The sequence below is a fragment of the Lentzea sp. HUAS TT2 genome (assembly GCF_051853195.1).
Classification (GTDB): Bacteria; Actinomycetota; Actinomycetes; order Mycobacteriales; family Pseudonocardiaceae; genus Lentzea.
Genome location: NZ_CP196667.1, coordinates 9942033 through 9959261 on the forward strand (window position 1 = coordinate 9942033; position 17229 = coordinate 9959261).

The 17229-nt window shown below is 68.8% G+C and carries 17 protein-coding genes; 12 read left to right on the forward strand and 5 right to left on the reverse strand.

What is annotated here, in order from left to right; genetic code table 11:
• Nucleotides 1-33 precede the first annotated feature (33 nt).
• From ACSHWB_RS47060 to ACSHWB_RS47100, 9 genes are all read left to right on the forward strand, one after another.
• The gene (locus ACSHWB_RS47060) at nucleotides 34-1041 is read left to right on the forward strand and encodes a Gfo/Idh/MocA family protein (RefSeq protein ID WP_439659855.1); all 1008 of its coding nucleotides are present in this window, start codon (nucleotides 34-36) and stop codon (nucleotides 1039-1041) included.
• Nucleotides 1038-1508 carry a heme-degrading domain-containing protein gene (locus tag ACSHWB_RS47065; protein ID WP_439659856.1) on the forward strand — a complete coding sequence of 157 codons (471 nt, stop codon included), beginning with the start codon at nucleotides 1038-1040 and terminating at the stop codon, nucleotides 1506-1508. The genes ACSHWB_RS47060 and ACSHWB_RS47065 overlap by 4 nt, the downstream gene beginning before the upstream one ends.
• A gap of 405 nt (nucleotides 1509-1913) precedes the next feature.
• On the forward strand, nucleotides 1914-3320 hold the full coding sequence (locus ACSHWB_RS47070) for a family 2B encapsulin nanocompartment shell protein (RefSeq protein WP_439659857.1): 1407 nt from the start codon (nucleotides 1914-1916) through the stop codon (nucleotides 3318-3320).
• 3 nt (nucleotides 3321-3323) lie between these two features.
• A complete protein-coding gene (locus ACSHWB_RS47075) occupies nucleotides 3324-4403 on the forward strand; it encodes a terpene synthase family protein (RefSeq protein WP_439659858.1) in 1080 nt (359 codons plus the stop codon).
• A gap of 16 nt (nucleotides 4404-4419) precedes the next feature.
• A complete protein-coding gene (locus ACSHWB_RS47080) occupies nucleotides 4420-5454 on the forward strand; it encodes a terpene synthase family protein (RefSeq protein WP_439659859.1) in 1035 nt (344 codons plus the stop codon).
• 53 nt (nucleotides 5455-5507) lie between these two features.
• Nucleotides 5508-6908: a family 2B encapsulin nanocompartment shell protein gene (locus ACSHWB_RS47085; RefSeq protein ID WP_439659860.1), complete on the forward strand. Its 1401-nt coding sequence runs from the start codon at nucleotides 5508-5510 to the stop codon at nucleotides 6906-6908.
• A gap of 15 nt (nucleotides 6909-6923) precedes the next feature.
• On the forward strand, nucleotides 6924-7958 hold the full coding sequence (locus ACSHWB_RS47090; protein ID WP_439659861.1) for a family 2 encapsulin nanocompartment cargo protein polyprenyl transferase: 1035 nt from the start codon (nucleotides 6924-6926) through the stop codon (nucleotides 7956-7958).
• A gap of 22 nt (nucleotides 7959-7980) precedes the next feature.
• Complete coding sequence (gene ispH, locus ACSHWB_RS47095; protein WP_439659862.1) at nucleotides 7981-8922, forward strand: 4-hydroxy-3-methylbut-2-enyl diphosphate reductase; 942 nt, start codon at nucleotides 7981-7983, stop codon at nucleotides 8920-8922.
• Nucleotides 8912-10618, forward strand: a complete 1707-nt coding sequence (locus ACSHWB_RS47100) for a 1-deoxy-D-xylulose-5-phosphate synthase (protein WP_439659863.1) — start codon at nucleotides 8912-8914, stop codon at nucleotides 10616-10618. The genes ispH and ACSHWB_RS47100 overlap by 11 nt, the downstream gene beginning before the upstream one ends.
• Here the strand turns inward: ACSHWB_RS47100 and ACSHWB_RS47105 are convergent.
• Together ACSHWB_RS47105 and ACSHWB_RS47110 are read right to left on the reverse strand one after the other, a co-directional pair.
• Nucleotides 10581-11678, reverse strand: a complete 1098-nt coding sequence (locus ACSHWB_RS47105) for an acyltransferase family protein (protein ID WP_439659864.1) — start codon at nucleotides 11676-11678, stop codon at nucleotides 10581-10583. The genes ACSHWB_RS47100 and ACSHWB_RS47105 overlap by 38 nt on opposite strands.
• 57 nt (nucleotides 11679-11735) lie before the next feature.
• A complete protein-coding gene (locus ACSHWB_RS47110) occupies nucleotides 11736-12335 on the reverse strand; it encodes a TetR/AcrR family transcriptional regulator (RefSeq protein WP_439659865.1) in 600 nt (199 codons plus the stop codon).
• A 90-nt stretch (nucleotides 12336-12425) separates the two neighbouring features.
• Between ACSHWB_RS47110 and ACSHWB_RS47115 the strand changes: the two genes are divergently transcribed.
• Entirely contained in the window at nucleotides 12426-13286 is an 861-nt protein-coding gene (locus tag ACSHWB_RS47115) for an alpha/beta fold hydrolase (protein ID WP_439664796.1), read from the forward strand.
• A gap of 51 nt (nucleotides 13287-13337) precedes the next feature.
• Here the strand turns inward: ACSHWB_RS47115 and ACSHWB_RS47120 are convergent, their stop codons facing one another.
• Nucleotides 13338-14459: a citrate synthase gene (locus ACSHWB_RS47120; RefSeq protein ID WP_439659866.1), complete on the reverse strand. Its 1122-nt coding sequence runs from the start codon at nucleotides 14457-14459 to the stop codon at nucleotides 13338-13340.
• Nucleotides 14460-14501: 42 nt separating this feature from the next.
• On the opposite strand from ACSHWB_RS47120, the gene ACSHWB_RS47125 reads away from it, so the two are divergent.
• Nucleotides 14502-15617 carry a citrate/2-methylcitrate synthase gene (locus ACSHWB_RS47125; RefSeq protein WP_439659867.1) on the forward strand — a complete coding sequence of 372 codons (1116 nt, stop codon included), beginning with the start codon at nucleotides 14502-14504 and terminating at the stop codon, nucleotides 15615-15617.
• Nucleotide 15618: 1 nt separating this feature from the next.
• Here ACSHWB_RS47125 and ACSHWB_RS47130 read toward each other — a convergent pair whose 3' ends face one another.
• Complete coding sequence (locus ACSHWB_RS47130; protein WP_439659868.1) at nucleotides 15619-15768, reverse strand: hypothetical protein; 150 nt, start codon at nucleotides 15766-15768, stop codon at nucleotides 15619-15621.
• Nucleotides 15769-15838: 70 nt separating this feature from the next.
• Here ACSHWB_RS47130 and ACSHWB_RS47135 point away from each other — a divergent pair, with 70 nt between their 5' ends.
• Nucleotides 15839-16783, forward strand: coding sequence for a helix-turn-helix domain-containing protein (locus tag ACSHWB_RS47135; protein ID WP_439659869.1), 945 nt, complete (start codon nucleotides 15839-15841; stop codon nucleotides 16781-16783).
• Here ACSHWB_RS47135 and ACSHWB_RS47140 read toward each other — a convergent pair.
• Nucleotides 16688-17221 carry a MarR family winged helix-turn-helix transcriptional regulator gene (locus tag ACSHWB_RS47140; RefSeq protein WP_439659870.1) on the reverse strand — a complete coding sequence of 178 codons (534 nt, stop codon included), beginning with the start codon at nucleotides 17219-17221 and terminating at the stop codon, nucleotides 16688-16690. The two genes, ACSHWB_RS47135 and ACSHWB_RS47140, sit on opposite strands and share 96 nt — an antisense overlap.
• Nucleotides 17222-17229 lie beyond the last annotated feature (8 nt).

Below are 17229 nucleotides of genomic sequence, written 5' to 3' on the forward strand. Positions count from 1 at the left end.
CAATTATTCAACAGCGTTGCTTTAATCGGAAGCATGATTCGAGTCGGACTTCTGGGCTACGGCATCGCGGGGCGGGTCTTCCACGCCCCGCTGATCACCTCCACCGAGGGCATGGACCTCGTCGCGATCGTCACGGCGAACCCGGAGCGGCAGGCGCAGGCCCGTGCCGCGCACCCCGGTGCCGAGATCGTCACCGCCGACGAGCTGTTCGAGCGGGACCTCGACCTGATCGTCGTGGCCACGCCGAACAGGACGCACGTCGAGTACGCGAAGCGCGCCATCGCCAAGGGCGTCGCGGTGGTCGTCGACAAGCCGTTCGCGCCGACGTCCGCCGAGGCCGCCGAGCTCGTGGCCGCGGCGAAGGCGGCAGGGGTGCCGCTCACGGTCTTCCAGAACCGCCGCTGGGACAGCGACTTCCTCACCGTCCGCAAGATCATCGGCCGACTGGGTGAGGTTCGGCGGTTCGAGTCCCGATTCGAGCGCTGGGTGCCGGAGATCTGGGACAACTGGCGCGAGTTCGGCGCCCCCGAGGAGGCGGGTGGCCTGCTCTACGACCTCGGCGCGCATCTCGTCGACCAGGCGTTGCAGCTGTTCGGACCGGTCAGGAACGTCTACGCGGAACTCGACCGGCGCCGCCCCGGCGCCCAGGTGGACGACGACGTGTTCGTGGCGCTGACGCACGAGAACGGCGTCCGCTCCCACCTGTGGGCCAGCGCGCACGCGGCGCACCACGGGCCGAGGTTCCGCCTGCTCGGCAGCGAGGGCGCGTTCGAGATCAGCGGCCTGGACGAGCAGGAGGACGCGCTCGCCGCCGGCCGCCGCCCGACCGGACAGGACTGGGGGCACGAGGACCGCACCGGACGGCTCGGCCTCCTCGGCGACACGACCGAGGTCGCCGTCGAACCCGGTGCGTACCAGACCTTCTACGCAGAACTGCGCTCCGGCGCGGTCCCCGTCGACCCCGCGAGCGCCGTGGACGCGCTGCGGGTCATCGAAGCCGCTTTCCTTTCCGCACGAGAGAACCGGGTGGTCGCACTGTGAGCCTCACCAGCGAAGAACTCCTCGCCCAGGAGCGTCAGCTCCAGTTCGCGCGCTTCGGCAACGACGTCGCGATCGACCTGGGCCTGCACCTGCTCGCCGCCGCCCGCGAACAGGGGCTGTCCATCGCGATCTCGGTGCGGCGCAACGGGCACCGGCTCTTCCACGCCTCGCTGCCCGGCACCTCGCCGGACAACGACAGGTGGCTGGAGCGCAAGGCGCGTGTCGTCGAGCTGTTCGGCCACAGTTCGTTCTACGTCGGCACGACGTTCCGCGAGAAGGGCTCGACGTTCGAAGCGGAGTCGGGTCTCGACCTGGAGCTGTACGCGGCGCACGGCGGGGTCTTCCCGGTGATCGTGCGCGGCACCGGACCCGTCGGCACGGTCGGCGTCTCCGGACTGCCCCAGGCAGAGGACCACGCGTTCGTCGTCAGCGCACTGGAAACGTTCCTGAACGGCCCAGAGGTGTAATAGCACGAATAGCCGTTGCCACAAAATCCGGCTATAGACAACAGCTCGCATCAACGGGCGCAACGTTGTATTGATACACACCACTTCGAGTGGATTACGACCCACTCGGAGTGGTGCTGTATAGCATCCGGCCAACACACGCCGGTCCGCACAAAAGGGTGATCCTACTGGTCCAAACGAGTGCCCTATTCCATGTTTTGACGAATACAGCTCGATCACCCACCTGCCGATACAACGCCTGCTGCATAGTGCAGCAGTTGTACGCTCCGTAGCATCATCAGGCCTAAACCACCCACCCGAATGTCGCCTTCTTGGCCTCTTCACAGCCGTCAACAGCGCGAACTAACGTCCGTTCCGGCTTATCGGATTGGTCCATTAGCGCATTGAGATAGGTGGGTGCAGGTTGTGACTGTGACGGATTCTGACCTCAATGAGGGCCGTCAGCAGCTGAGTTTGGGCACGGCCGCCGCACGAAATCTGGCCACTACCACCAAGTCCGTCCCGCAGATGCAGGGAATCACTTCCCGCTGGCTGCTCAAGGTGCTCCCCTGGGTGCAGGCCGCGGGTGGTGCGTACCGCGTCAACCGGCGCCTCACCTACACGCTGGGCGATGGCCGAGTCTCGTTCACGAACATCGGCGCGGAGATCCGCGTGGTGCCGATGGAGCTCACCGAACTGGCGCTGCTCAAGGGCTTCGACGACGAGGAGGTCCTCGCGGCCCTCGCCGGGCGCTTCACCCAGCAGGAGTTCGGTGTCGGCGACGTCATCGTCGAGAAGGGCCGCCCGAAGGACACCGTCGTGCTGATCGCGCACGGCAAGGTCGACAAGATCGGCACCGGTGAGTACGGCGGCGACACCGTGCTCGGCAACCTGGCCGACGGCCAGTACTTCGGCGAGACCGTGCTGGCGGGACCGCAGGGCGAGTGGGAGTACACGGCCAAGGCCGTCACCCCGGTCACCGTGCTCACGCTGTCGTGGGACGACTTCCAGGCGCTCAACGGGGAAGCGGGCGGCCTGCGCGCGCACATCCAGCAGACGTTCAACAGCCGCAACAAGCCGCAGGACGAGCACGGCGAGGCCGAGATCGGCATGTCGTCCGGCCACGACGGCGAGCCCGTCCTGCCCGGCACGTTCGTCGACTACGAGCTCTCGCCGCGCGAGTACGAGCTGAGCGTCGCCCAGACCGTGCTGCAGGTCCACAGCCGGGTCGCGGACCTCTACAACAACCCGATGGACCAGGTCGAGCAGCAGTTGCGGCTCACGATCGAGGCCCTGCGCGAACGCCAGGAGCACGAGATCGTCAACAACAGGTCGTTCGGCCTGCTGCACAACGCGGACCTCAAGCAGCGCATCCACACCCGCACCGGCCCGCCCACGCCGGACGACTTCGACGAGCTGCTGTCGATCGTGTGGAAGGACCCCGGGTACTTCCTCGCGCACCCGCGCACGATCGCGGCGTTCGGCCGTGAGCTCAACAAGCGCGGCCTCTACCCGCAGCACATCGACTTCCACGGCCAGCAGGTGCCGGCCTGGCGCGGCGTCCCCGTGCTGCCGTGCAACAAGATCCCGGTCTCCGACACCCGCACGTCGTCGGTGATGCTGATCCGCACCGGCGAGCAGAACCAGGGCGTCATCGGCCTGCACCAGACCGGCATCCCGGACGAGTACCAGCCGGGCCTGTCGGTGCGGTTCATGGGCATCAACGACCAGGCGATCATCAACTACCTGGTCAGCGCCTACTACTCGGCGGCCATCATGGTGCCGGACGCGATCGGTGTGCTGGAGCACGTCGAGCTCGGTCGCGAGGGATAGGTCTTGGCCTCCTTCACCATGCCGGAGTTCTACGTGCCGCACCCGGCACGGATGAACCCCCATCTCGAACGCGCCCGCGTGCACTCGACGCAGTGGGCGCGGGACATGGGGATGCTCGACACCGGGGTGTGGACCGACGAGATCCTCGCGGGCGACGACTACGGGTTCATGTGCGCGTGGACCCACCCGGACGCGCCCGCGGAGATCCTCGACCTCATCACGGACTGGTACGTCTGGGTCTTCTACTTCGACGACGAGTTCTTCGCGGAGTTCAAGCAGAGCAAGGACGTGTCGGGAGCGAAGGCGTATCTCGACCGGCTGCCGGCGTTCATGCCTCTCAACGGCACGGACCCGTGGCCGGAGCCGCAGAACCCGACCGAACGCGGCCTCGTCGACCTGTGGCAGCGGACCATTCCGCTGATGTCGCAGGACTGGCGGCGCCGGTTCACCACGAGCACCCACAACCTGCTGCTCGAGTGCATGTGGGAGATCAAGAACATCGAGAGCGGCACGGTCGCCAACCCGATCGAGTACATCGAGATGCGCCGCAAGGTCGGCGGCGCGCCGTGGTCGGCGAACCTGGTGGAGGTCTCCGAGGCGGCCGAGGTGCCCGCGTCCATCGCGGGCACCCGGCCGCTGCGGGTCCTGTCCGACACGTTCTCCGACGCGATCCACCTGCGCAACGACATCTTCTCGTACGAGCGGGAGGTGTTGAAGGAGGGCGAGAACTCCAACGGGGTGCTCGTGTTCGAGAAGTTCTTCGGCCACGACACGCAGACCGCGGTCGAGGCCGTGAACACGCTGCTGACCTCGCGGCTGCACCAGTTCGAGAACACCGTCTTCACCGAGCTGCCCGTGCTGTTCTCCGAGAACGGGGTGGACCAGCTGGAGCAGGCGCGCGTGCTCAAGTACGTGAAGGGCCTGCAGGACTGGCAGTCCGGAGGGCACGAGTGGCACCTGCACGCGGGCCGCTACACGAAGGTCGAGGGAGGCGCTGGCAACTCCGCGTTCTTCCGCACGATCCTGCGCGGGCCGACCGGCCTGGGCACGTCCGCGGCGTGGCTGGGGGTGGCCCGTGGTTGAGGTTCCCTCGTTCGACATGCCCTTCGCCGCAAGGCTTTCCCCGCACGTCGACCGCGTCCGCCAGCACACCAGGACGTGGGTGCGGGACATGGGCATGCTCGCCGGGGCACCGTGGACCGAGGCGTTCTACGACGCCGCGGACTACGGCGGCTTCGGCCCGCTGACCCACCCGACGGCGTCCCTGGACGACCTCAAACACATCAACGACTGGCACACGTGGGGTTTCTACGTCACCGACGCGTTCCAGGCGGGCTTCCTGCGGCCGCGCAACGTCGCGGGCGGCAGGGCGTTCGTGGCGGCGCTGAAGTCGGTGCTGAGCGGCTCGCTCCCCTCGGCCAACCCGGCCGAGCGGGGCCTGGCCGACCTGGTCTCGCGGTCCACTCTGGACAACGAGGACCAGGAACACCTGGTCGAGTTCTTCGACGCGCTGCTGTGGGAGCTGCACAACACCGCGCAGGGCAGGGTGCCCGACCCGATCGACCTCGTGGAGATGCGCCGCCGGTCGATCGCCACCGAGCTGTCCGCGAAGCTCGCCCGCAAGTCCGTCGGCGCCGAACTGCCGGCGGAGTTGTTGCGCAACAGCACGATGAGGGCGCTCGTCGACTCGTTCGGCGACGTTCCCGCGCTGCGCCAGGAGATCGTCGGCTTCGACCACCTCTACGCCACCGGCGGCAGCTCGACCAGCGCCGTGCTGGCCGTGCAGGAGTTCTTCGGCTGTGAGGTGCAGCAGGCCGTCTCGGTCGTGGCCGACCTGATCGCGGCACGGCTGCGGCAGATCGGCTCGATCATCGGTGAGCTGCCGTCCATCGCCGACGAGTACGGCCTCGACGCGGAGGCCAAGGCAGGACTGCACCGGTACGTCGAGGCCCTGAAGTCGTGGCTCGCCGGTGAGCTCCTGTGGACGCAGAGATCCGGCCGATTCGACTTCTCCCCGGTCCCCGCGAGGAAGTCGTTCCACCGGCCGTCCGGACTAGGCACGCGGTCGCTTTCGATTCAACCGCAAAACGTGCTGTCAGTTCACGCCGACGAAAAGCGTGTCGGCGTGAACTGACAGCAGTTCTTGTTCGCTAGCAACCCAGCACCAACAGATTGGCAGGACTTCCAGTGACTGTTACCGATCCGGGCCTTGGGGTCGAGGGCGGGCAGCTGAGCCTTTCGACGAAGGCCGCCCGCAACCTCTCGACGACCACCAAGTCCGCACCGCAGATGCAGGGGATCTCGCCCCGGTGGCTGCTGCGCATGCTGCCCTGGGTCGAGGCGAAGGGTGGTGCGTTCCGGGTCAACCGCCGGCTCACCTTCGCGATCGGCGACGGCCGGGTCACGTTCACCTCCGTGGGTTCCGAGGTGCGGATCGTGCCGCAGGAGCTGGCGGAGTTCGTGCTGCTGCGCGGGTTCGAGGACGAGGCGGCGCTGACCGCCGTCGCGAACCGCTTCGAGCAGCGCGAGTACCTGCCGGGTGAGGTGATCGCGCACCGCGGCGAGTCGGTGGACGAGATCATCGTCATCGCGCACGGCAAGGTCACCAAGACCGGCCGCGGCGAGTACGGCGACGACGTGGCACTGGGCACGATCGCGGACGGCGAGTACATCGGTGACGAGCCGGTGCTGTCCGGCTCCGACAAGAGCTGGAGCTTCACCGCGCGCGCGTTGACGCCGACGACGGCCGTGGTGTTGTCGCGTGCGGCCTTCGCGCAGCTCAACGGCCAGATCGAGCCGTTGCGCGAGCACATCGCCCAGCAGCTGGCGAACCCGACGAACGCGTCGAACAAGCACGGCGAGGCCGAGATCGACATCTCGTCGGGCCACGACGGCGAGCCGACGCTGCCCAGCACGTTCGTCGACTACGAGCTGCGGCCCCGCGAGTACGAGCTCTCGGTGGCGCAGACGATCGTGCGCGTCCACACGCGCGTGGCGGACCTCTACAGCCAGCCGATGGACCAGGTCGAGCACCAGTTGCGGCTCACCATCGAGGCCCTGCGCGAGCGGCAGGAGTTCGAGCTCGTCAACAACAAGGAGTTCGGCCTGCTCGCCAACGCCGACCTCAAGCAGCGGGTCAGCACGAACTCCGGCCCGGTGACGCCGGACGACATGGACGAGCTGATCTCGCGGCGCCGCAACACCAAGCTGATCCTGGCCCACCCCAAGGCGATCTCGGCGTTCGGCCGGCAGCTGTCCTCGCGCGGCCTGTACGTGCCGACCGTCGAGGTCGAGGGCAAGCAGCTGCAGTCGTGGCGCGGCATCCCGATCGCGCCGTGCGACAAGATCCCGGTCAACAAGAACGGCACCACGTCGATCATCGCGATGCGGCTCGGCGAGGAGAAGCAGGGCGTCGTCGGCCTGCGCCAGACCGGCATCCCCGACGAGTACGAGCCCGGCCTCAACGTCCGGTTCATGGGCATCGACGAGCACGCGATGCTCAAGTACCTGGTGTCCACGTACTACTCGGCGGCCGTGCTGGTGCCGGACGCGCTGGGTGTGCTGGAGAACGTGGAGATCGGTCTCTAAGCCATGACAGCGGAGATGACCGAACACCTGGCCGCCGGCAGACCGGCCGGTGAGCTGCTCGCGTGGAGCCGGAGCCTCGTGCTCCCGGCTCTGCGCAAGGCCGTCGACCAGCTGCCGCCGTCGATGCGCACGATCGCGGAGTACCACCACGGGTGGCGCGACGAGTACGGCAACCCGGTGCTGGAGAACGGCGGCAAGGCGATCCGGCCCGCGCTGGTGCTGCTGGCGGCCGAGGCCGTCGGCGGTACCGCCGCCGCTGCCGTCCCTGCGGCGGTCGCGGTGGAGCTGATCCACAACTTCTCGCTGCTGCACGACGACGTGATGGACCGCGACACGACCCGGCGCCACCGGGCCACGGCGTGGACCGTGTACGGCATCAACGCGGCGATCCTGGCCGGGGACGCGTTGCAGTCGCTGGCCGTGGACGTCCTCGCCGGCTCAGGGCATCCCCGTGCCCTGGAGGCGATCAGGACGCTGGGCGACGCCACCGTGGCGTTGCTCGACGGGCAGGCCTACGACCTCGACTTCGAGACGCGCGGTGACGTGCGGGTGCCCGAGGTCGAGCAGATGGCGCGTGGCAAGACGGGCGCGCTTCTGGGTGCCTCCACGGCGTTGGGCGCGTTGTACGGCGACGGCACCGACCTGCAGGTCGAGGCCATGCGGCGGTTCGGCGCCGAGCTCGGCCTCGCGTTCCAGCACGTGGACGACCTGCTCGGCATCTGGGGCGACCCGGCTGTCACCGGCAAGGCCGTGCACTCGGATCTGGTGAGCCGCAAGAAGTCCCTGCCCGTCGTCTTCTCCCTGAACGCCGGCGGGCCTGCCGCCGACGAGCTCGCGTCGCTGTACTCCGGCGAGCAGGAGATGAACGCGGAAACGCTTGCGCGGGCGGCGACCCTGGTCGACACGGCCGGTGGACGGGCGTGGAGCCAGACGCAGGCGGACGAGCTCCACACGCAGGCACTGGTTCATCTCGGCGAGTCCTCACCGACCGCGCGTGCGGCCGTGGAGCTCGGCACGCTCGCCCAGCTGGTCACCCACCGGGACCACTGAACCCACCTCTGGAAGGCGCAAGATGACGGAACATCCGCCGCGTTCGGTGCTGCTCGCCTCACCCCGGTCGTTCTGCGCCGGGGTGGAGCGCGCCATCGAGATCGTGGAACGACTGCTCGACCAACGCGGCGGCCCCATCTACGTGCGCAAGCAGATCGTGCACAACGTCCACGTCGTGCGTTCACTGGAGGCTCGTGGCGCCGTGTTCGTGGAGGAGCTGTCCGAGGTGCCTTTCGGTGCCACGGCGGTCTTCTCCGCGCACGGCGTCTCCCCCGCCGTCCGTGCCGAGGCACGCGGGCGTTCGCTGGACGTGCTGGACGCGACCTGTCCGTTGGTGACGAAGGTGCACGCCGAGGCACGTCGTTTCGCCGAGCGCGGTGACACGATCGTCCTCATCGGACACGCCGGGCACGAGGAGGTCGAGGGCACGCTGGGCGAGGCTCCCGGCCAGATGGTGCTGGTGGAGACGGTGGCGGACGTCGAGAAGCTGGAGATCACCGGCCCGGTGTCGTACCTGACGCAGACGACGCTGGCCGTGGACGAGACGGCCGAGGTGGTCGAGGCGCTGGAGCGGAAGTTCCCGCAGCTGCGCGGTCCCGGCAGCGACGACATCTGTTACGCCACCACGAACCGGCAGGTCGCCATCCGCGAGGTCGCCGAGCGGTCGGACCTGGTGCTGGTGGTGGGCTCGAAGAACTCGTCCAACTCGGTGCGGATGGTCGAGCTCGCGGCCCGCGGCGGCACACCCGCCTACCTGATCGACGACGCCTCGGAGATCGACCCGGCCTGGCTGGCCGGAGTGTCGTCGGTGGGGCTGTCGGCCGGTGCCTCCGCGCCTCCCGGGCTGGTGGACGAGGTCGTGGCGGCGTTGGAGGCGCTGGGTTCGGTGACGGTGTCGACGCACACGACCGCGACGGAGACGATCGCGTTCACGTTGCCGATGGCGGTGCGCCGTGCTGGCTGACATCACCTCGCCCGCGGACGTGCGGGCACTGTCCACTTCGGAACTTTCCGCGCTGGCCTCCGAGATCCGGTCGTTCCTGATCTCCAAGGTGCACCGGACCGGTGGCCATCTCGGCCCGAACCTGGGCGCCGTCGAGCTGACGATCGGGGTGCACCGGGTCTTCAGCTCGCCCACCGACGTGGTGTTGTTCGACACCGGGCACCAGTCGTACGTGCACAAGATGCTGACGGGCCGCTGCGCGGACTTCGACTCGCTGCGGCAGGCCGGCGGCATGTCCGGCTACCCGTCCGCGGCCGAGTCGGCGCACGACGTCATCGAGAACTCGCACGCCTCCACCGCACTGTCCTATGCGGACGGTCTGGCCAAGGCGTTCGAGCTGGGCGGCACCGACCGCCGCGTCGTCGCCATCGTCGGTGACGGCGCGCTGACCGGCGGGATGTGCTGGGAGGCCCTGAACAACATCGGCGGCTCCTCGCGCCCGGTCGTGGTGCTGCTGAACGACAACGGCCGCTCCTACGACCCGACCGCCGGTGGTTTCGCGGCGTCGCTGCTGGCCGGTTCTGCGCGGCAGCTGTTCGAGGCGCTGGGTCTCGCGTACATCGGCGAGGTCGACGGGCACGACGTGCACGCCGTCGAGAACGCCCTGTGGGAAGCGAAGGCGCTCGGCCGTCCGGTCGTCGTGCACTGCAAGACGGTGAAGGGCAAGGGGTACACCGCCGCCGAGACCGACGAGGCGGACCGCATGCACGCGGTCGGCGCGTCCGGTGCCTCCGGTGGGCGGACCTGGACCGACGCGTTCTCCGACGAGATCGTGTCCATCGGGGCCTCGCGGCCGGACGTCGTCTGCCTGACCGCGGCGATGCTGGAACCAGTCGGGCTGCGGCCGTTCTCCGAACGGTTCCCGGAGCGCGTCTTCGACGTCGGGATCGCCGAGCAGCACGCCGTGACGTCCGCCGCGGGCATGGCCATGGGTGGTCTGCACCCGGTCGTCGCCGTCTACGCGACGTTCCTGTCCCGTGCCTTCGACCAGCTGCTGATGGACGTGGCGCTGCACCGGCTCCCGGTGACGTTCGTGCTGGACCGCGCGGGCGTGACCGGCCCGGACGGCGCGTCGCACCACGGCATGTGGGACGCCTCCGTACTGCCCGTCGTGCCCGGCCTTCGCCTTGCCGCGCCACGGGATCCAGCGTCGCTGGGTGCCCTGCTGCGCGAGGCCGTCGACGTGTCGGACGGCCCCACGGTCGTGCGCTACCCGAAGGCCGCCGTCGGTCCGGACGTGCCGGCCGTGCGGCGCGTGAGCCACTTCGACGTGCTGCGCGAGGTGCCGGACGCCGAGGTGCTCCTGGTCGCGGTCGGTCCGCTGGCCGGTCCGTGCCTGGCCGCGGCGGAGGAACTCGCCTCGCACGACGTCCGCGTGGACGTGGTGGACCCGCGCTGGATCGCGCCCCTGGACCCGCACCTCGTGAAGCACAGCGGCCAGTACCGCCTGGTCCTGGCCGTGGAGGACACGACGTCCACCGGAGCACTGGGCGCTCGGCTGGGTCAGGCGCTGGCCGGCACCCCGACCTGCGTGGCGACGTTCGCGCTGCCGCCACGCTTCCTGCCGCACGACTCCCGTGCCCGCATCCTGCGCGCACACGGCCTGGACGCCGCCGGCATCACGACGAGCGTGCTGAAGCGCCTCGGCGTGAAGTGACGTACCAGCCGATCGCGAACGACAACGCGATCGCCCCCGCTCCCACCAGCGGCGCCTTCACCTCGGCCGGCAGCTGCAGCGGGCGCAGGGCGGTGGCGAGACTCAGCAGGATCGGCCCCTGCACGACGAACGCGACGTAGGCGGACCGCGCCAGCCCCTCGGTGAAGGGCCCCTGGCGCGTCAGCCGCCGCTGCGCCAGCCCGATGAGCCACAAACTCCCCGCCACCACGAGGATCCCCTCGATGAGCGCGAGGATCGCGGCCTGCCACTTCAAGCCCCCGAGGAACGGTTCCGCGCTCTTGGCCAGATCCAGCACACCCATGAGCGCCGCCGCGATCGGCAGCACCGCGATCGTGCCGATGACGACGTTGCGCGTCATGCGGTAGATCTCGTCCGGCACCCGTTCCGCGAGCTTGCGCCCGCCGATGGCCCCGAGCAGCAACATCCCGAGACACTGCGGCCACCACCACAGGTGCAGGTCCCCGACCTGCCCGCTGCGCGCCGGAAACAGCAGCCGCGTCAGGAACGTGGTGCCCGCCACGATCATCGTCATGCCCACGACGGTCTTCGTGGTGATCGTGCGCTCTTTGATCGGCGGCGCCAAGGCGATGGCGATGCTGAAGATCAGCAACACCCCGACGAACCACAGCGACCCGCTGTCCAGGAACGGCTGCCGGTCCGTGAACGCCTGCCACCACGAGACGTCGCGCCCGGCCCCGTTGTAGGCGATCCACACGAACGTCGGCCACACGACAACGGCACTGACCACCCACGGCGCACCCAGCCGGACGAGCCGGTCGGCGATGAACCGCTGCCGCCCTTTGCGCTCGATCGAACCGGGTGTGAAGATCCCGGCCATGAAGTAGAAGGTGCCCATGAAGAACAGCCCCGACGGCCCGATCACCGCGGCCAGCACCGTCTCGACGCCGGGGTGGAACGTGACCTCGTTGACCTCGTCGTAGGGCCAGCCACCGATCGCGGCGTAGCCGAGCAGCGCGTGGCCACCGATGACCCACGCCACCAGGATCACCTTCAGGTTGTCCACAGCGGACAATCTCATGGTTTTCATGGTCCGCTTCGTGACGCGATCACGCCAGCGGCCAAGGGGCGGACCTCGCTAGCCGGAGAACAGCTGGCCGAGCCGGTAGTCGATGATCTCCTCGGCCTGCTTCGCGTCGTAGGCGTCGACCAGCATCGCGCTGAGGAGGCCGCCCGTCATGGTCGCGAGCGCGTCCGCCTCCAGCTGGAGGTCGAGGTGTGACGGGACCCTGTCGCGTGTGCGGGCGAGTCCGAGCTGGTCGGCGAGCAGGCGCACGAGGTGGGGCATCATCGCCTGCTGGTCCGGTGCCTGACCACCGCGCGTGACGTCCAGCGCGAAGTAGGCGATCTGCACCGCGCAGAGCATGCGGCTGCGCTCGTCCGTCGGCAGGACCGCGAGCAGACACGCCCGCATGACGGCGCGTTCGTCACCGGTCTGCATCGCCTCCGCGATGCGCTGCCCGGCACGTTCGGCGCCCAGCTCGGTGATCCGCTGCCAGGCGTGCCGCAGCATCTCTTCCTTGGTCGGGAAGTAGTACTGGATCTGGAACATCGACACGCCGGCCTCCGCCGCGACCGCGCGCAACGTCACCGACTGAAGGCCTCGCGTCGACGCGATCCGGAAGAGCGCCTCCGCGAGGTCACGCCGTTTCTCCTCGTGGTCGACGCGCTTCGGCATGTGATCACTGTGTCACAACGAACGGTGTCGACGGGCACCGCGCGACGCTGTTACATTGCATCTGCATTAGAAAAACAACCTGGGGGTGTGATGGTCGGGAAGTTCGTGGACCAGAAGGCAGCGGACCGCTACTTCGCCACGTACGAGGCGATCCGGCGGAAGTGGCCGGTGCCGTCGGAGGAACTGGACGTGGGGACGCGGTTCGGCTCGACCCGCGTCCGGCGCAGCGGTACCGGCACGCCGATCGTGCTGCTGCACGGCGCCATGGGCACTTCGCTGTCCTGGTACCCCTTCGTCGCCGAACTGGCGGCGCGACACACCGTGTACGCCGTCGACATGATCGGCGAACCGGGGCGCTCGGTTCAGACCCGGCCCATGGAGAGCACCGACGACGAGGCGGACTGGCTCGCCGACGTCCTCGCGGGGCTCGGCCACGAGAAGGTCCACCTGGTCGGGATCTCGCGCGGCGCCTGCCTGGCGCTGAACCTCGCCACCCGGCGTCCTGCGGGGGTCGCCGGCGTCCTCGCCTTCGAACCGGGCGGGTTCGGGATCAACTTCCGGAAGTTCGTCCTCTGGAGCATCGGCGAGCTGTCCCGCTGGTGGCTGCCCGCCGCGATCCTGCGCCGGGTCAGCGGCGGCGATCCCGCCGTGCGTCACACGATGCGCCCGCTGGTGTTCCGCGGCATGAAGTACAAGGTCCAGATGGCTCCGCTGCACGTGTTCACCGACGACGAGCTGCGGTCGATCGACGTGCCCACCTACTTCATCCTGGGCGAGCGCAGCTTGATCAAGGCACCGGAGCTCGCCGCGCGCGTCGAGTCCCTCGTCCCGAACGTGCGCACCGAGATCGTGCCCGGGGCGACCCATGCGCTGAACCTGGAGGAGCTCGAGCTGACCAACGCGCGGATCCTCGCCTTCGCCGGGGAGGACCACGCCGGCCTGCCGGACTGAACGAGCTCCGAGGTGCCAGGCGTCCTGGGGGCCGCCTGGCGCTTCACACGGCTACGGCCTGTCCCCCGTGTACACGCCCATCGTGCGGAACCGCAGGCCCGGCTCCTTGTACTCCTCCATCGCGTGCGCGATCCACCCCACGATCCGCGCGATCGCGAAGATCGCCTCGCCGGCGTCCGGCGCCATCTTGAACAGCAGGGCGAACTGGGCCAGCGCGAGGTCGATGTTCGGGAACGTCTGCGACTGCGTGGCGATCACCTTGTCCGCCACCAGGTCCCCATGACTGCGCAGCAACGCGAACAGGTGGTCCGCACGCGGGTCACGGGCCCGATAGACGCGGTGACCGAAGCCGGGGATCGGCAGGCCGGACCGCAGGTGCTCGGCGACCGTGCCCATCGGGTCGGACTGGGCCTGCAGCAGGAACCGGTACGCGATCGTGGTGGCGGCGCCGTGCTTCTGACCCTCCATGGCGCCCATGCCCGCGGACACGACGGCGTACGGGTTGGCGTGCGCGGAGGCGGCGACCCTGGCGGCCATGGTCGAGACGGCCAGGTCGTGGTCGGCCAGCAGGATCAGGGCCGCGTTGAGGAGATCAGGCTGGGCGGGCTCGGGCGAGAGGCGGGCCCACAACCGTTCGGCGATGTCGGTGCCCTGCGGCCTGCCCAGCATCGGGAGAGACTCGACGACGTCGGCGATCAGGGACTTGGCCGTGGTGACGGCGCGGTCCAGGTCGTAGCGCAGCGGGTCGCCGACGCTGGCCAGGGCGATGGCCACGCGGACCCGGTCGGTGAGGGTGGCGCTGTCGGGCAGGGCCATCCAGATCTCCTGGCCCTCCGGGAACTGCATGCCCACCGAGTCGATCTCGGTCCACAGCCAGTGCGCCACGTCCTCGAAGCGCTTGGTGCTTGAGAGCTCAGGGACGGAACGGCCGCGGTAGTGCAGGCGGTCGTTCTCCAGGAGGGAGATGCGGGTGCGGATGCGATCCGTCACAGCGGCCACTGCTCCGCGCGCACCAGTGCGCTGCGCCAGGGCCTCCACCTCGGCGACGCCGAACATGCTGTGGCGGTTCACCTTCGTGCTGGTCAGGTGGCCGCGGCTGACGTACGCGTAGACCGTCGCCGGTTTCACACCCAGGCGGCGAGCAGCTTGATTCGTCGTCAACATTGATTCCATCAACGTTGACTGTACAAGACATGTTGACGGAGCCTGGTGTCCATGTTGATTGATGCACCCAAAGGGCTTAAAGACGTCGTCGTCACCACGACCCTGATCGGGGACGTGAACGGTGCCGCGGGCTACTACCACTACCGCGAGCACGACGCGATCGAACTGGCCAGGACGCGGTCGTTCGAGGACGTGTGGTTCCTCTTCGCGGAAGGCCGGCTGCCGGACCAGGACGAGGCCGCGCTGTTCGCCCGCCAGACCGCCGAGCTGCGCACGCTGCCGGCGGCGATCCGCGAGGTGCTGCCCGCCGTCGCGCGGTCGGGGTGCACGGCGCTGGCCGGGTTGCGGACCGCGTTGTCGATGCTGCCGTCGCAGCCGATGTGGGACGCGCCGATGAGCACCAGGAAGGCCGACGCGCTGAGGGTCAGCGCGCTGACGCCGACGATCCTGGCGGCACTGCACCGGCTCAAGCTCGGACTTGATCCCGTCAACCCCAGGGTTGATTTGTCAACGTCGGCGAACTGGTTGTACATGTTGACCGGGCGTGAGCCGTCAACCTGGGCGAGCCGCGCGGTCGAGCAGTATCTGATCGCCACGATCGACCACGGCTTCAACGCGTCGACGTTCACCGCGCGCGTGGTCGCGTCGGCGGGAGCGGACGTCGTGTCAGCGGTGACGGCGGCGATCGGCACGTTCTCCGGGCCGTTGCACGGTGGCGCGCCGGACCGGGCGCTGGAGGCGCTCGACCTCATCGGGTCGCCGGACAACATCGACGCCTGGGTGCGCGAGCGCATCGAGCAGGGCGACCGGATCATGGGTTTCGGGCACGCCGTCTACCGGACGGAGGACCCGCGGGCGCGCCTGCTCAAGGAGATCGCGCAGGAGCAGCCGACCCGGCTCACGGACTTCGCCGTCACCGTCGAGCGCAGGGTGACGGAGCTGCTGGCCGAGCTCAAGCCCGGCCGGCAGCTGTACGCGAACGTGGAGTTCTACGCCGGCGTGGTGATGGAGCAGTGCGGCATCCCGCGGGAGATGTTCACGCCGACGTTCGCGTGCAGCCGGGTGATCGGGTGGTGTGCCAACGCGCTCGAGCAGTCCGAGGACACGAAGATCATCCGCCCGGTCGCCCGCTACACGGGACCGGCACCGCAGATCATCGGGCACTGAATCAGGTGAGGTACCGGAGGTCGTTGCGCACTCGGGTGCGGTCACGGTCGTTGACGTCGGTCGAGCCCGCCAGACCGGCGTTGCGGTCGCGGTGCCGGTCGAGCCAGACGGAGAGGGCTGCTACTGCCAGGAGGATCACTGCAAGAGTCATGTCATAAATGTATGGTCGGCAATATCCCGCCAACAGTGGCAGATCTGACGCTGCGCGCTAAAATCCTGCCATGCTCCGATCGGTCGCGGTTCCCCTCATCGACGGCGTCGCGCCGTTCGAGTTCGGCCTGCTCTGCGAGGTGTTCGGCATCGACCGGACGGAGGAGGGCGTGCCGCTGATCGACTTCCGGGTGTGCGGCGAGCTCCCGAACGAACCGGTGCCGACGAGCATCCGGGGCGTGAGCATCACACCGGAACACGGGTTCGACGCGCTGCAGAGCGTCGACCTGGTCGCACTGCCCGCCGCGCGGGTCCGCGACCACTACCCGGAGAAACTGGTCAAGGCGCTTCAGGAGACCGACGCGACGCTGCTCAGCGTGTGCAGCGGGGCGTTCATCCTCGGCGCGGCCGGGCTGCTCGACGACCGGAACTGCACGACGCACTGGCGGGAGGCGCGGCAGTTCCAGGAGCGGTTCCCGAAGGCCCAGATGGACCCGGACGTGCTGTTCGTGGACGACGGCGACATCATCACCAGCGCCGGCACCGCGGCGGGCATCGACGCCTGCCTGCACCTGGTCCGGCGGGAGCTGGGCACCAAGGTCGCCAACACCATCGCGCGCCGGATGGTCGTGGCCCCGCAGCGCGACGGCGGTCAGCGGCAGTTCGTGGAGCTTCCGATCCCCGAGTGCAGCTCCGACAGCCTGGAGCCCGTGCTGGAGCAGGTGCTCGCCACGATCGCGGACAACCACACGGTGGCCACGATGGCGAGGCTCGCCGTCATGTCCGAACGGACTTTCGCGCGCAGGTTCGCCGCGGAGACCGGCACCACCCCGAACAAGTGGCTGTCACTCCAACGGGTACTTCACGCGCGCAGGCTCCTCGAGGAGACCGACCTGGACGTCGACGCGGTCGCGACCAGGTCAGGCTTCGGGACAGCCGCTCTCCTCCGGCACCACTTCCACCGGGTCGTCGGCATCGCACCGAGCGATTACCGCCGCACATTCTCCTGTCGTTAGGCGCGTGAAGATCTTCTCGGAGATCTCCCGCAGCGCCACCACCTCGGAGTCGTCGAGCAGGTCGAACACCAGCTTGTTGACCGTCTCGGCGTGCGAGGGGGCGGCCTCCTCGATCGCCGACCGGCCCTGGTCCGTCAGCACGACGAACGACCCGCGCCCGTCGCTGCTGCAGTTCTCCCTGCGCACCAGGCCGCGCTTCTCCATCCTTGCGACGTGATGCGAGATACGGCTCTTCTCCCAGTGCAGAAAACGTGCGAGCTCCAACACGCGTACGCGTCCATCCGGCGTGTCCGTGAGCTGCACCAGCACGGCGAAGTCAGCCATCGAGATGTCCGAGTCGACTGACATCTGCCTGCTCAGATGCGCATTGAGCTCCCCCTGCATGCGGACGTAGGCACGCCACGCCCGCTGCTGCTCAGGTTCCAACCATCGTGTCACTGGTTCAG

Coding starts and splice junctions, on each gene's coding strand:
- ACSHWB_RS47115 (WP_439664796.1), top strand. CDS start 12,426: ATGGTCGGGAAGTTCGTGGACCAGAAGGCAGCGGACCGCTACTTCGCC.
- ACSHWB_RS47110 (WP_439659865.1), bottom strand. CDS start 12,335: ATGCCGAAGCGCGTCGACCACGAGGAGAAACGGCGTGACCTCGCGGAG.
- ACSHWB_RS47090 (WP_439659861.1), top strand. CDS start 6,924: ATGACCGAACACCTGGCCGCCGGCAGACCGGCCGGTGAGCTGCTCGCG.
- ACSHWB_RS47105 (WP_439659864.1), bottom strand. CDS start 11,678: ATGAGATTGTCCGCTGTGGACAACCTGAAGGTGATCCTGGTGGCGTGG.
- ACSHWB_RS47080 (WP_439659859.1), top strand. CDS start 4,420: ATGCCCTTCGCCGCAAGGCTTTCCCCGCACGTCGACCGCGTCCGCCAG.
- ACSHWB_RS47060 (WP_439659855.1), top strand. CDS start 34: ATGATTCGAGTCGGACTTCTGGGCTACGGCATCGCGGGGCGGGTCTTC.
- ACSHWB_RS47125 (WP_439659867.1), top strand. CDS start 14,502: ATGTTGATTGATGCACCCAAAGGGCTTAAAGACGTCGTCGTCACCACG.
- ACSHWB_RS47130 (WP_439659868.1), bottom strand. CDS start 15,768: ATGACTCTTGCAGTGATCCTCCTGGCAGTAGCAGCCCTCTCCGTCTGG.
- ACSHWB_RS47135 (WP_439659869.1), top strand. CDS start 15,839: ATGCTCCGATCGGTCGCGGTTCCCCTCATCGACGGCGTCGCGCCGTTC.
- ACSHWB_RS47120 (WP_439659866.1), bottom strand. CDS start 14,459: ATGGAATCAATGTTGACGACGAATCAAGCTGCTCGCCGCCTGGGTGTG.
- ispH (WP_439659862.1), top strand. CDS start 7,981: ATGACGGAACATCCGCCGCGTTCGGTGCTGCTCGCCTCACCCCGGTCG.